Origin of the sequence: Alteromonas sp. S167 (assembly GCF_036864375.1) — a bacterium.
In the GTDB taxonomy this organism is placed as follows: Bacteria; Pseudomonadota; Gammaproteobacteria; order Enterobacterales; family Alteromonadaceae; genus Alteromonas.
On the sequence record NZ_JAZETR010000005.1, the window covers coordinates 239,088 to 252,830 of the forward strand.

Below are 13,743 nucleotides of genomic sequence, written 5' to 3' on the forward strand. Positions count from 1 at the left end.
TATTAGCGCTCCGTTATTTCAATTAAGCCGCCATCGTTTTCAGCTTCGTAAGACGTTTTTTCATCGATGATAATCAAGGTATCAGACTTTGCCATTTCAGACTTAACCTGTTCGACAAGCTCATCAAGAAGCAAAACACAATTCTTGTCGTATTTATTAGGTCTGTAGCCTAGATTAAGGCGTTGCAACAGCTCAAATAAGTTAATGTTGACTGGCATCATAGATTTTAGTGTTTGCTTGTTTACTTTTATGAAAGTCGAAAAGGACATCAAATCTTCGGATTCATATGATTCGATTGCAGTCCAATCAATCAATAATTTTAACTCTGTAGCGAAAAGCACATCGTTTTCTTTAGCAACAAGGAATTGCTTGCTTTTCAATTCAGGCGCCCCTCGATTTATATACCTCCATAAAGCAGTGAAAAGCACATGTTTGTAGAAGTTATTAATGATCGACTTCTCACGTTCGCTGTTTTCACCTTTATAATTCTGATGTGCTAAAAGTACATTCGAATAATCTGCCAAGAGCCTGTCGTCAAATTCTTTTACGTACTTCAGGTGGTAGTCATTACCCAACGAGGCGTATCGCAGCGTATAAAAAAGCCTTATATATGATGCAGAAGAACTTAATGAGTCGACCCCTATTTCTTTAAGCTGAACTTTAAATTTGAAAAGGTCGTCTTCTGGCAAATTCAATTTCAAAGTAAGTGCTAAGTTATCCAGCCTTTCAGTCCTCAAAAGCGCTGGATCGAAGCTAGCAAGCTTATCCGTCAGCTCACTGTTTCTTGAAAGGAAAAGACTATCAAACAAGAAGGTATCACTAACAAGTAACGTATGAATGAAGTCAAGAAAAGCTCGTGCCGTTAGGAATTGGTCCTTCGCCAACCTCGCCTTCATTAACAACTCAATGATTGTCGACTGCACTGACTCCATGCTGAGTAATCTAAAATTAGTAATTACAATAGGTGACTCATCGGCCTCTTCTGCTTCTAACATAGCATCCCAGATGGGATTGATGTGATGCTCGCAAGATGGGTTGGTCAAATTCCGCATGAAACTACTGGCAAAGTCTGAGTATGGTTTTCCGTCTTTGAAGAAAAACTTTGCATACTTCTGATCTTCAAAACTTAAGAACTCAATGTTACCGCTCGCGTTGTTTTTCTGTCTGTGGCGATGCATCGCATCTTTAATATCAGAGTGTCTCGCGGCGCCCATATTTGCATATTTCGCCATCATGCCAAGGTTAATACCAACAGCCAGTGTTCGTTCTGAAGCTTTGTAAGCGTCAAAAATATTGTCTAGCGTTGCAATTGCATCTAACCTCGGATTAAAACTATGAGTTGCGTCTAAATGAAAATCAACGTGGGAATAGATAGGGTCCTGACTATATTTAGTCATTATTTCAGACTTCCCATCGCCACTGCTGCCACATAAGAAAATAATTTTTTTCTCTGATGAATGGTTTAACAAGCTTCTAAAGTCTTTTTCAATTTGCGTCTCAATATATAGATAGTCTTTAATTTCATCTAATTTTTGAGAATCAGAAGGTTGTTTCTCGGTTGAAACAGCATAGGGGGAAGATTTGGACAATACGTTCAAAACATCAACAAAACGCATTCTACATCCTTATAGTTAGTCTTTTGTCTAATAAGTTAACACTAATGATTTCAGCAACACAATGGAATTCGTCGACAGATTGGTATAATTAACAAGTCTTAAGTATTTAAGTAAACCTTTTTAATATAAGCACTTTTCTTAGATAAGGGCACGTCACCTCTACTATCAAGCACTTATTTTCGATGAAACTATGATAAATCTAAATCGGTCTATCAAAGCTTTCATCGTTGTCGAAATATAGCTCGCTTAGCCGGTTCTTTTATTGTGTAAGTAACGCAGGCAAAGGCTAGCGCTTCTCGAAAGCGGCTAAATTCTTCATCGAACGCCACACTTAGTGGTTTTGCCACCCGCTTTTTCAATACGCTAATCATTAGCACTGATTGAGTTTATAATAGCGGCTAAACCGTTTTTGAATTACATCGACCAACCTGAGTAGAACATGGCCCATAAAGTACGTTATAAGTTTAAAGGTGTGGCAAAAGAGATAAATTTTTCTTACAGCCGCCATCAAAATATGCATGAAGCTGTGGCCGATGCTGAAGGGATAGACCTTTCCCAGTTCCTGCAAACTGAACAGCAACTTGCCGCTATCAGTAAAGACAAAAAAACCGTAAGAAACTTCAGAGATACCGAATTTGCAAAGATGGGGTTTTCTGACTTGTACTTCTTAAAGAACGGTCAAGAATAGTGGTGGCCCCGATAGGGTTCGAACCTCTGACTTCGGGGCGCAAAACCATCAATTAAGTTCTTATTGGTTACCCTCAACCAACCCATGAAAAACCTCAATCGCCCTATCAAAGCTTTCATCGTTGTCAAAATAAAGCTGGCTTAGTCGGCTTTTCTTTATTTGGTAGGCGTTGCTGGCAAAAGCTAATGCTTCTCTAAAGCTATCAAATTCTTGGTCGAAAACCGTAAACACTTCTTGTTGTGGTGCTGCAGCACGTGTAAAGCTGCCATCTACTTCATAATCGAAACCGGGAAAACCAATTCTTGTGAGCGTTTCTTTTCCTAGCCTCATACCGCCTTTAAGGCTTATTTGAAACGCCGCATCCATTTCTTCAATTTCCTCTATGTTCCAGTGGTTAAACACCCTTATGGCTTTGCGGTATTTATCGGCTAGTTTTGTTTTCAGCACGCTTTGTCTTGCCTGTAACGTACTGTTGTTTTCATCTTTTAAAAGGTCAGTACATTCATTACACGCTGGCACAGAAATAAAGTCGGCTTCACAATTTCCGTCTCGCCAATCGTGAATGAATTTTATGGGTGGAATATAGTCTTGCCTCGCTGACTCACAGCCGCAGTAAATACAGCGGCCAAAGTCGGCGGAGTGCCTGGCATGAAGAGGCTTGTAGAACTTTTGATAATTCCTTACTGACATGCTGCCTTTCGTTAAAACTTGGAAGCCCTAAGTGCTGGCTACGTTAACACAGTTAGCTGCCTGAAAAAGTGAATTATGCGGGTTTTACTTGCAACAATGTCCCGCTTAAATCGTATCCCGCCTTTTGTGAAATACTAAGTATTGCCTCATAAGAAAGGGTTTTAGTAGCCGTCATAGCCCACAAGGTAATGCAACGTGTACCAGTACGGCAGTAAGCAAGTACCGGGGCGTCTAGTTTTTGTAGGTTGGCCTCAAACGTTATTGCATCGTCTGGCGTTATTTTACCGCTTACCACCGGTTGATATATGCACGACAAACCAAGTGACAATGCTTTAGCTTCTATTTCAGCAAAATCAGGCTGATCTGCTCCTTCACCGTCGGGGCGATTACAAATAATTGAGTTAAAACCTGCTGCTTGAATTGCCTCAATGTCATCAACTAATACTTGAGGGCCAACAGATAGCTGTTGTGTTACGTTAGCGTATTGCATTTCCCACCTCTTTAAATGGTATTTACAGGAATCTTTATGAACTGCTTACCACCTTCAGAGGGCAAACCAAATTGGCCGTTTCGAAGGTTTGCTTGTATTGAGGGTAGAAGTAATTTGGGTACCGCAAGCGTTGCGTCTCTTGCTTCGCGTTTTTCCACATACTCTTGAAGGGTTACTTCAGGGCGAATTTGCGCGTTTGTTTCCTTCGCCTCTTTTATTGATACCGTTGATTGGGGGGCAGCACCGTCTTTTGGGTAATCGTGGGCAAGGTACACCGTTGTATCATCGGGAAGCGTAAATAGGCGCTGTATAGTATTGTATAGCTGCTCAGCACTGCCCCCTGGAAAGTCGCAGCGCGCGGTACCAAGGTTAGGGGCAAACATAGTATCGCCAACGAAGGCTTTGCCATCTACCAAATAGCTGGCGCAGGCGGGGGTATGCCCAGGTGTATGCCATACACATACGTCAAAGCGACCAATATTGAACGTGTCACCTTCTTCAAACAACACGTCGAATTGACTACCATCGCGCGGCGTATCGTTCGACGTTTCGAATATATCAACCCACATATCAATTACCGTTTTTATACCCGAGCCAATGCCAATTTTTCCGCCAATTTTAGCCTTTAAGTAGTGTGCCGCAGTTATGTGGTCGGCATGTACGTGGGTTTCTAATATCCACTTATTGGTTAGCTGATTTTGGGTAATAAAGTTGATTACCTTGTCGGCACTTAGCGTTGATGCGCGACCTGAAAAAATATCAAAGTCGGCAACCGAGTCTATTACGGCACTTTCTTTCGAAATAGGATCGAATAGCACATAGGTAAACGTGGATGTTTGGTCATCGTAGAAAGTTTCAACGTTCATAAGGTTTTCCTAAATAAGCTCTTTGATCATGATAAAAATGGCAATGGCTAGGGTGAAAAATGCAAAGAATTTTTGCAGCGCTGCACCGTCTAGTTTTCCTGCTGCCTTGGTAGAGACAGCCATCCCGAGAAACGTGGCCGCCAACATAAGAGGTAATAAAGGCATTTCCAGTTGAATGCCTGTTTGTAAATCGCCAATAAAGCCAAGTAACGACTTTAAAGCAATGATAAATAACGACGCACCCACTGCGTTTTTCATAGGCATACCCAGAAAAAGAACCAAAGCGGGTATGATCAGGAAGCCCCCGCCAGCACCGAGTATGCCGGTAATTACGCCAATGACTGCGCCTTCAATCATTATCGGCCCAACGTTGGGTTGTTTATTCTCAACAACCTGGGTTGCTGGCGCCGATTTGCTATAAGCCTTTTTCAACATCATGGTTGACGAGGCCAACATTAGCGTGGCAAAAAGCACCATAATGATTAGATTTTTCTCTATGGTAAGCGATTGAAAAGACACAGTTTCGGGAATGGCCGGCATTAAATAAGCCCGCGACATATACACAGCAACGATAGAAGGCACGGCAAATAAAATAGACGCTTTAACGTCAACTAAGCCTTCTCTGTAGTACCTCACTGCACCGAACGCCGCAGTTGCCCCCACAATAAGTAACGAGTAGCCAGTAGCAATATTTGGTGAAACGCCCATTAAATAAACCAGAATAGGAACGGTAAGAATAGAGCCGCCACCGCCTATCACGCCTAAAACGATTCCCATTAATACCGCGGCAATGTAACCAAGAAAAATCATGTCGACACCATATTTCATTTTGATATATCATATAACAAAGTTTATTTTAATGTACATCTTAAATATAAGCGTTACATTTGATGCCGCTGTTACGTTTGAAATATTCACTCAACAAACTAATTAAAAAATAAATTAAATCATGAGCTTAATTGATTTTACGTTTAAGACTTTTATTTCATTTGGCATTGCACAAGGTATAGGAGACAAAATTGGAAAACTGGACATCAACACCCTTCGAGCCGCTTGCCGGTTTGGCAGGTGGGCTGCTTATTGGTTCATCGGTGGTTTTATTACTGCTTACCCTTGGCCGTATTGCAGGTATTTCAGGTATTGCCGCAGGCGCCATGACACAGCGCGGCATTGAACGCTACTGGCGCTTGGCGTTTTTAATAGGTGCTGTGCTATCTGCCGTGCTTTACATGGTGTTTGTTGGCGATTTGCAGGTTCAAACGCAAATGAGCTCGGCATGGTTAGTTGTGGCTGGCTTACTCGTAGGCTTTGGTACACGCCTTGGCTCTGGGTGTACGTCGGGCCATGGTGTGGCTGGCCTTTCAAGGTTATCACCCCGCTCCATTGTTGCCACGCTCACGTTTATGGGTGCGGCTGTACTTACCACCACAATTATCAGACACCTATAAATAACCGAGGAGAGAATATTATGAGAGCAATTATCGCCTCGCTACTTTGTGGGCTGCTGTTTGGCTTAGGCCTGCTAATTTCAGGTATGAGTAACCCTGCCCGTGTACTTAACTTTTTAGATTTAAGCGCCAACTGGGATGCCACGTTAGCGTTCGTAATGGGCGGTGCTATTTTAGTGGCTGCGCCAGGTATGGTTTGGGTGCGCAAGCGCAACAAGCCGATGTTTGCGAACAAGTTCGATATTCCAAGCAGCAAAACTATAGACGCTAAGTTGATATTAGGCTCTGCCGCTTTTGGCATTGGCTGGGGAATTAGCGGCTTTTGCCCAGGCCCTGCGGTAGTGGCTATTGCATCGCTGCAGTCAGACGTTCTTTTGTTTGTGGGTGCAATGGTAGTGGGCATGCTTGCTCAGCATTTTGTAACCGCTAAAAAGTGATAAACACGGTATTTTTCATGCTATTTAAAGCGCTGACATAGGCAGCGCTTCTGTTTACAGGTGACAGACTAAAGCAAACTACTCTTCAATTTGAATATCGAACTCAGGCATTGCTTGAATTACTTTTTTAACCGTACAACTGTTGGCAGCGGCTAGAAGTGGCTTTTTATATTTTTCTGGAAAATTTTCTGGCAGCGTTACTTTAATTGAAAACGCTTTTTTATATTTATCCTCGCCCACTGTAGTGTGTTCTTGGCTAAGGCTAATACCATCGGTGCTAATGTCTCTGGCTTCGCAAAACTTGCGAATATAAAACGCTGCGCACAATGGCATACTAGCTAAGAAATAGTCGAAGGGCTCAGGGTAAGCTTCGTCACCACCTGCAGATACACTTTGGTCGCTGATTATTTGGTGCTTGCCAAAACTGGCCTGTAATTTTTGTCCGTCTAAAAGGGCGATATCTATTTTCATTACTGTAGCCTTGTATTCGAAAAAGGTTTTTGACGATATATTGATAGTGATAAAAAGTGCTATCTGACGTCAACATAAAATAATAGTGAGAATACACATTATGTTTAACGTAAAAAATATAAACCTTGTAGTTTGTTGCTTCATTACGCTATTTGGCTTTTCTTTGTCTGCTAGCGCACAGATGTCGGCATTTAACTATGGGCCTGTAATTAGCAACTTTGGTAAACATGCGCCTGTAATGGGCCACTCCTTAAGTGAAGATAGTGAATTTAAAGTTGCGTTTGATGTAGCAAGTACTAGTGGAGCTGTAACGTTAAACAGAAAATTTGAAAGCCTTGCTCGTTTTATTAATATGCACGCAGCAGCAGGTGTTAAAAAAGAAAATATTCGTTTGGCGCTAGTGGTTCATGGAAAGGCGACTTTAGATTTATTAAATGAGGCGTCGTACAGGGCGAAATATAACGCTTCAAACCCGAACGAACCGCTTATCAAAGCCCTTCTGGAAAATAATGTACAGGTTATAGTTTGCGGCCAAAGCGCTGCTGCAAATGCGGTGAAAAGTAGTCAGCTAATAGAGGGCGTTGAAATGCAATTGTCAGCAATGACCGCCCATGCACTTCTGCAACAAAAAGGTTACACCGTTAATCCATTTTAAGCGTTTATCTAATAAAGAGCGCTGCATTTATGAATGCTTAACGCAGCGCTTTTTTTATTGCTAATTACTTAAGTGCTAAGCCGCCTGTGCTTTTCTTGCGCGGTTGGTTAGCCTTACAAGCTCCATACGTACATCTTCTTGTTTGCTACACACATTTTCAAAGGGCACATAATAGTTTTTGTCTTTCGAGCGAATATAAAAGCCGTCAGTAACTACGCCTGTCATTGTAGGTGCTTCGTCTTCTACACCGTGGTGGTGCGCAAGAATTAAACTCATTGCGTCTTGATGGTCGTCGTTCATGTGCTCAATCATATTCTTTTCAGAAGAAAAGTCCCAAGGGCTCGCCGGGGCATTCCACTCTTCTTGTTCTAACCAAAATATTTTGCCGAAGCCTCCGATAAAACGAACACGAGTAATATCCATTTGCCAAATCTTGAAGTCGTGGGCTTTTTTGTACCCCTCTGCTTCAGGGAAACGCAGTACGTATTGCTCAAGCACTTCTGCGGCTTTATCGCCTTTAAGTGGTGTAGCGTCGCCTACTAGTGTTACACGGCCGTGCGCATTTTGGTCGCCCTCTTCTGCCTGATGGAACACCGTTAAGCTCATGCGGCTGTCTTTTTCTAAATTTTTAGCATGCTGCGCAATATCGCTTATGTAGAAATACAACTTACCTTCGCTGCAGCTAATAAACGGGGAAACCGACCCAAACGGGTACCCACGCAGGTTGTATGAAATGGTAGAAATAACGCCCGTTTCACAAGCGCGAAGTAATGCTTTTGCGTCAGTTAATGCTTGCGTTCTCATTAAGGAGCTCCTTGGGTTGAGAAAATATCATTGGTATTTTTAGGTCTGGGTGAGGCTGTATATGCATGTTAGTGCGATACACAGGCTCTAAGGATTCTGGTGTAAGTACGTCGTTTTTAGGGCCGTAATTAATAAGCTCGCCACCGCTTAATAGCAGCACTTCATCGGCATACAGTGAAGCAAGGTTTAAATCGTGAATGGCGACAATGGCGGTATTGCCCATGCTGGTAAACTTGCGTACCAACTGCATTAAATGATGCTGGAAATTGAGATCTAATGCCGAGGTAGGCTCGTCAAGCAGCAGCAACTTACTTTCATTTTCACTGTTAAAAGCATCGAGTTGAGCAAAACAACGGGCAATATTTACGCGTTGAAGCTCTCCTCCTGAAAGTTGGCCTGTGTGTCTGTTGGCTAACTTCTGTAAGTTAAGGTGGTTTACGTATTCAGCCACTCGCTGCTGTTTCTGCTGTTCTGGCTCGGCAATAGCGAAGCGCCCCATAGCAATAAGTTCAGGCACACCTAGCTGAAAGTTCAGCGCGCTTTGCTGTGTCATTACAGCGCGCACTTTTGCTAGCTCAGTTTCACCCCACTCGCTCACCCGCTTACTTTTAAAAGCAAGTTCGCCTTTGTACTTTAGGTTGCCTGCCATTGTATGAATAAGGGTAGATTTACCAGCGCCATTTTCGCCTACCAACACCACTAACTTGCCCGCTGGAATTTGACAGCTTATGTTGTTAAGCACGCGTCTATGGCCGCGCTTTACTGTTATTTCATTAAGTGAAAGTATGTTTTCCATGGTTACCTTCCTAATTAATGACTGTCGCGGCTTGGCATTAGTTGGCGTCTTAGCATCCAAATAAATACTGGCGCGCCGATGATGGCCGTTACTATTCCTATAGGCAGCTCGGCAGGCGTAACAATAATTCTGGCAATCCAGTCTGAAGCCAACAGCACAAGCGCCCCTAGCAGCATGCTTACAGGCATCATGTATTTAAGATTTGCGCCCACCAGTAGGCGGGAAAGATGCGGAATAACAAGGCCAAGAAAGCCAACTAACCCTGTTAATGCCACCGCGGCCCCAACACCAATGGCAGCAAAAACAACAATTTGGTTTTTTAGGTGCTTTATATTTACGCCCATGTATTTGGCTTCTGATTCGCCAAGTAGCAGTAGGCTCATCTGATGCCTTTTACTCCATAGCCCTAATAAACTTAAAAGCAGCAATGGCATAGCTTCAATCAGCGATGACCAATTAGCGCCCGCCAACGACCCCATGGTCCAGTAGTTAATTAATCGCAGCGAACTGTCGTCTGAGTAGAAGCTTAATAAGCCGATAAGTGCGAACCCAAGCGCATTCATTGCAACGCCAACCAGAATAAGTGACGTAACCTGCACACCTTGGTCGCTTTTAGCGAACTGATACACCAAAAGTGTTGCTATAAGTGCACCTGTGAAAGCTGCATAGGGAAGTAGCAGCTCGGCTTTAATACCAAACTGCGTTTGCAGTAAAGGGCCAAGCGCAATCATGCCAACCGCCATAACAGCCGCACCTGAACTAACGCCAATAACAGATGGGTCGGCCAACGGGTTTCTACATAGCGCCTGCGTAGCAGCACCTGTTTGAGCAAGTACTGCGCCTATTAACATGCCTAGGCATAGTCTGGGTAAACGTATTTCACTTATGATATTTAGCTGCAGCTGACTAATAGCGTGCCAACTGTCGGGTAACGCCCAAGCTATAGCAAAGCGAATATCCCAGCCTGCAGGCCCAAAGCTTAATGACGCCACACTAGCTAAAAGCAATAAAACCACTAAGCCTGCTAGCCAAAACCCAACTTTTCTTTGATGGCTTTCAAACCAGTTTTGCTGAACAGCCGGCCGTTGTGACCGTGCTGAAAAAGTTAACGTGTTCATAGGTTTTCAAGCTGATAGTTTTTAACGGTAGCGATGGCGTCTGCCAGCCTTGGAGTCATACCTAAAGACTGAAGCGAGTCCATTACCAGTAGCTTGCATTGCTGCGCAGCTTTAAGCAGCGATAGGTTTGGGCTTTGGCAAAACTTTTCCTTACCGCCTGCCCCCATAACTACATGACGCGGTGCTACTAAGAAGTCAGGCTGTTGTAATGCCAACGCCTCATTATTAATGCCCTTAAACCCAGTGTGCTTCGCCGCTATATTTTGAATGCCAGCGTAGTTGAAAATTAATTGAGGAACCGTTTCTGTACCAGCCGCTATAAGGCCGCGATCTGACGCCGACAACAGAAATACAGCTTTAGTTGGAGGTGTGTTATTTGAAGTTTCGCTGTAACTTTCACTGCGGTTTTCATTAGGTAAGGATGCATTAAACTTGGCAATAAGCTGCTCTGCCTGTTCAGCTTTTCCAAGGTCATCACCAAGCTGTTTTATTAACGCTACAAGCCCATCGGTACTGGTAGGCTTGTTATAAACAACTACCTGCACACCGGTACTTTCTATTTGTTTAATTACCTCTTGTCTACCAACACCTTCAATGGCCAATATTTTATCAGGCGCAAACGACAGCACGCCTTCTGCCGCAAGTTCTCGGTAGTAGCCCACCATTGGCAGCTGCTTTACTGCTTCGGGATACTGACTTGACTGGTCTACGGCAATAACGCGCTCTCCGGCTCCCAAAGCAAACACAATTTCAGTTATGGTTCCGCCTGCGGTAATTAGCTTTTGATGATGTGTACTTTCTTCAGAACTGAGTTCTTGCGTATCGGGCATTGCTGTTTTAATGGTGTTAGCGCTGGTATGCGCGCTAAACGTAAAAAGCAAACCAATAAAAGTGTAGAAAAGTAGCTGCTGTTTTTTCATAAACCTAGCTCCTGATAAAGGCTAAATAGGCGCTTAATTACACCTGTGCCGCCCTAATAGGCAGCGCAGGTGTTTACTGCACGTAATTAGAATGAATAAGTTGCATTCACCGCCGCGTTAATGCCCGGTTGAGTAAGGAAGTTGACGTTTGTTGCATCGCTTACGTCTAAACCGCGCACCTCGGTTCCGCTCCAGCTTTTGCGGTCGAAAATATTGAAGATGCCCAGATTTACCGTAAGGTCTTCGCTAACGTTGTAGTTGGCTAGAAGGTCGAATTGCGCGTATCCAGGTGCTTCAAATAGTCGAGGTTCAGCAGGGTCTTCAGGCTGATTTTGTGAGTCGAAGCGCTGTACGAATGTACCAATAAGCTCAACTGACCAAATGTCGTTGCTGTCGGTATAACCTATGCCCACTACTGCTTGCGGTGGCAAAATTGATTCAATTTCTTGACCCGTGGCTTCATCTTCGCTGTCTAACCACGTTAAGGCACCTTGTAGCTCCCAGCCGTTTAAGCCCGAGAAAGATTCGCCTAAGAACCAAGTAACTTGCGCATCAATACCTTCAATAACCACCGAGTCGCGGTTAGTGGCTTGGAACTCGAGCAGCTGAGTAGCAGGGTTAAAGCCAATTGTTGCTCTAGATTCGATGAAGTTGTCGTAGTTGTTGTGATAAGCACTAACGCTCCACTTTACTGCGTCAAGGCGTTGTCTAACCCCTACTTCCCAACTTTCAACACTTTCTGGTTCTAGGTTTGGGTTAGGTAGTGACGTGTAGCCACCAGCAAAGTTGGTAAAGCCTACGTTCAAGTCATCGAAAGGTGGAATGCGAAACCCTTCTGCGTACTGCAACCATACATTGGTAGTTTCGTTTAAGTCGTATACCGCGCCCAGTTTTAAAGACACCTGCGAATCATCGAAAGGCACTGCCTCTACACCTGGGTTAGCGTTAATGAAAATTTCGTCTGGATAAGGGGTTAGCTTAAATTCGTCGTAGCGCACACCAGGGCTTAGCGTAAGTCTACCGTCTAGCAGTGAGATTTCGTCTTGAACGAAAAACGACAGTTCTCTTGCTTTTGAAATAGGAAAATCTCTTGCAGGGAATACCGAGAACTCAGGCACTATGGCGCCAGTTTCGGCCACAAATGTTGTGCCTTCTCGCAGCGCTTCACTGTCGGTATATTGAAGTTCACTGCCGTAAATAAGGTGGTGTTTCACATCGCCTGTAGTGAACTGTTTGTCCAGCTGTACAATTACACCTTCAACCTTTTGGTTAAATTCACTATCGCGGGTTCTGCCTAACTGCACTGGCGTTGGCTCTTGTCTTGATGCAGCACCGAAGCGCCCTTCGCGGGTTGCTTGAACATTGTCTGTTTCTTGCCAATACACGCGTGTTAGTACCTTATCGAACAAGGCCGTTTCGTTGCTATACGTGTGGTTTAGTTGAAGGCGTGTTCTGTCACGTTCATCAATACCTTGGCTTTCTGTAATGCGTACACCTCGCACGAAAGTATCGACTTGCGACAATACGTTTGTTTCGGTTTCGCCTTGCAGGTAGTCGGCAAGGAACTCTAGTCGGTGTGCTTCGTTTGGTTGATAAATAAGTTTAAGCTGTGCGCTTTCTGTTGAATTGTCTTGCGGGTTTGTGGCGTTGCGCTCAAGGCCTGTGCCTTCGCCGTCAAAATAGTTTTCTGTTTCAGAGCCGTTACGTGCGGTGGCGTTTAACAGCCATTGCCAATCGCCGTTTCTGCCATACAACTGAGCATTGGTCATCCACTCATTAGCAACAGACGCATAACCAACTTTTACTCGACCGCCTATTTGCTCGTCATCATCTAAAAGCTGGTTAGGATCTTTACTGATAAACGATACCACCCCACCAATTGCATCGCTGCCATACAATGTGGATGCGGGGCCTCTAATAATTTCAACGCGATCTATCATATCTACATCAATGAAGTCGCGGCGAGCAGACAACCCAGGGCCAAAACTGAACTCATCAGCGATAGGCGCACCATCAAGTAGCATTAAAACTCGGTCGGCATTAATGCCTCGAATGTTGAAGCCAGACAAACCAAAGCGCCCGCCACCTTCAACAACCACGCCGGGTTCAAATCGCACTAAATCACGAATGTCGGTGGCTACCATTTTATCCATTTGTTCGGAATCGATAACGCTTACACTAGAGGCTATTTCGTCTATGTCGGTATCGAAACGAGAGGAAGTAACGGTGATTTGTTCGAAGTTAGCATCTTCGAATGTTTCTGCAATTGAGGCTGAACTAAGGCCGGAAACGATTAAAGCGAGTGCTATTTTAGAAAATTTCATATGTGTTTAACCCTACAAACAATGAGGATGTTAATGAGAACTATTATTATTTGCATTAAGTTAGCACGAAGTTTTCGGGTATTCAAATAGCCTTAATAAACTTTTTATTGGTGAACTGTGGGTATACAGAAATGACTAGTGTGAGTTTTTAGGTTTTTAAACGCTGACAGCAAGCCGCATGCAGAAGATTCATGCTGCCAACAAATGCCATATAAACAATGACCTACAAACAGCGTTGTGAATAAAGTTTAATTTTAAAGCCGCAAGAAAATTACCAACGAGGGCATTAAGCTTTAAAGGGTGAAATTTTGAAGAATTTGAAAAATGGCACACCCGGCGCGATTCGAACGCGCGACCTTTGCCTCCGGAGCCTGATTTTGGGGTATTTCTTGGTAAACAACCATGAACAAGAATGCATCA

General features: G+C 43.8%; 15 protein-coding genes. 4 read left to right on the forward strand and 11 right to left on the reverse strand.

From position 1 onward, the window contains the following. Positions 1-2 precede the first annotated feature (2 nt). Complete coding sequence (gene dptF, locus V7R35_RS10090) at positions 3-1,616, reverse strand: DNA phosphorothioation-dependent restriction protein DptF (protein WP_334014667.1); 1,614 nt, start codon at positions 1,614-1,616, stop codon at positions 3-5. Positions 1,617-2,055: 439 nt separating this feature from the next. Between dptF and V7R35_RS10095 the strand changes: the two genes are divergently transcribed. After that, positions 2,056-2,304 carry a DUF2960 family protein gene (locus tag V7R35_RS10095; protein WP_025257052.1) on the forward strand — a complete coding sequence of 83 codons (249 nt, stop codon included), beginning with the start codon at positions 2,056-2,058 and terminating at the stop codon, positions 2,302-2,304. Positions 2,305-2,364: 60 nt separating this feature from the next. Here V7R35_RS10095 and V7R35_RS10100 read toward each other — a convergent pair whose 3' ends face one another. The 4 genes from V7R35_RS10100 to V7R35_RS10115 form a co-directional block, all read right to left on the reverse strand. Continuing rightward, positions 2,365-2,994: a hypothetical protein gene (locus V7R35_RS10100; protein ID WP_334014671.1), complete on the reverse strand. Its 630-nt coding sequence runs from the start codon at positions 2,992-2,994 to the stop codon at positions 2,365-2,367. A 73-nt stretch (positions 2,995-3,067) separates the two neighbouring features. Continuing rightward, positions 3,068-3,484 carry a TIGR01244 family sulfur transferase gene (locus V7R35_RS10105; RefSeq protein WP_334014673.1) on the reverse strand — a complete coding sequence of 139 codons (417 nt, stop codon included), beginning with the start codon at positions 3,482-3,484 and terminating at the stop codon, positions 3,068-3,070. 11 nt (positions 3,485-3,495) lie between these two features. Further along, positions 3,496-4,350: an MBL fold metallo-hydrolase gene (locus V7R35_RS10110; protein WP_334014675.1), complete on the reverse strand. Its 855-nt coding sequence runs from the start codon at positions 4,348-4,350 to the stop codon at positions 3,496-3,498. 9 nt (positions 4,351-4,359) lie between these two features. Continuing rightward, positions 4,360-5,160 (reverse strand): sulfite exporter TauE/SafE family protein, encoded by an 801-nt coding sequence (locus V7R35_RS10115; RefSeq protein ID WP_334014677.1) that lies wholly within the window; start codon positions 5,158-5,160, stop codon positions 4,360-4,362. 209 nt (positions 5,161-5,369) lie between these two features. Between V7R35_RS10115 and V7R35_RS10120 the strand changes: the two genes are divergently transcribed. Together V7R35_RS10120 and V7R35_RS10125 are read left to right on the forward strand one after the other, a co-directional pair. Then, entirely contained in the window at positions 5,370-5,798 is a 429-nt protein-coding gene (locus V7R35_RS10120; protein ID WP_334014678.1) for a YeeE/YedE family protein, read from the forward strand. A 20-nt stretch (positions 5,799-5,818) separates the two neighbouring features. Beyond that, positions 5,819-6,235 carry a DUF6691 family protein gene (locus tag V7R35_RS10125; protein ID WP_334014679.1) on the forward strand — a complete coding sequence of 139 codons (417 nt, stop codon included), beginning with the start codon at positions 5,819-5,821 and terminating at the stop codon, positions 6,233-6,235. 78 nt (positions 6,236-6,313) lie between these two features. Here V7R35_RS10125 and V7R35_RS10130 read toward each other — a convergent pair whose 3' ends face one another. Then, positions 6,314-6,706, reverse strand: a complete 393-nt coding sequence (locus V7R35_RS10130; RefSeq protein WP_334014680.1) for an OsmC family protein — start codon at positions 6,704-6,706, stop codon at positions 6,314-6,316. 100 nt (positions 6,707-6,806) lie between these two features. Here V7R35_RS10130 and V7R35_RS10135 point away from each other — a divergent pair, with 100 nt between their 5' ends. Continuing rightward, positions 6,807-7,361, forward strand: a complete 555-nt coding sequence (locus tag V7R35_RS10135) for a DsrE family protein (RefSeq protein WP_438823464.1) — start codon at positions 6,807-6,809, stop codon at positions 7,359-7,361. A gap of 75 nt (positions 7,362-7,436) precedes the next feature. On the opposite strand, the gene V7R35_RS10140 is transcribed toward V7R35_RS10135, so the two are convergent. From V7R35_RS10140 to V7R35_RS10160, 5 genes are all read right to left on the reverse strand, one after another. Further along, positions 7,437-8,165, reverse strand: coding sequence for a HugZ family pyridoxamine 5'-phosphate oxidase (locus tag V7R35_RS10140; protein WP_334014682.1), 729 nt, complete (start codon positions 8,163-8,165; stop codon positions 7,437-7,439). Beyond that, positions 8,143-8,961 carry a heme ABC transporter ATP-binding protein gene (locus tag V7R35_RS10145; protein ID WP_334014683.1) on the reverse strand — a complete coding sequence of 273 codons (819 nt, stop codon included), beginning with the start codon at positions 8,959-8,961 and terminating at the stop codon, positions 8,143-8,145. The genes V7R35_RS10140 and V7R35_RS10145 overlap by 23 nt, the downstream gene beginning before the upstream one ends. A gap of 14 nt (positions 8,962-8,975) precedes the next feature. Beyond that, complete coding sequence (locus V7R35_RS10150; RefSeq protein WP_334014684.1) at positions 8,976-10,079, reverse strand: FecCD family ABC transporter permease; 1,104 nt, start codon at positions 10,077-10,079, stop codon at positions 8,976-8,978. Further along, positions 10,076-10,999, reverse strand: a complete 924-nt coding sequence (locus V7R35_RS10155; protein WP_334014685.1) for a heme/hemin ABC transporter substrate-binding protein — start codon at positions 10,997-10,999, stop codon at positions 10,076-10,078. Before V7R35_RS10155 ends, V7R35_RS10150 begins: the two co-directional genes overlap by 4 nt. A gap of 86 nt (positions 11,000-11,085) precedes the next feature. Continuing rightward, on the reverse strand, positions 11,086-13,323 hold the full coding sequence (locus tag V7R35_RS10160; protein ID WP_334014686.1) for a TonB-dependent hemoglobin/transferrin/lactoferrin family receptor: 2,238 nt from the start codon (positions 13,321-13,323) through the stop codon (positions 11,086-11,088). Positions 13,324-13,743: the final 420 nt, after the last annotated feature.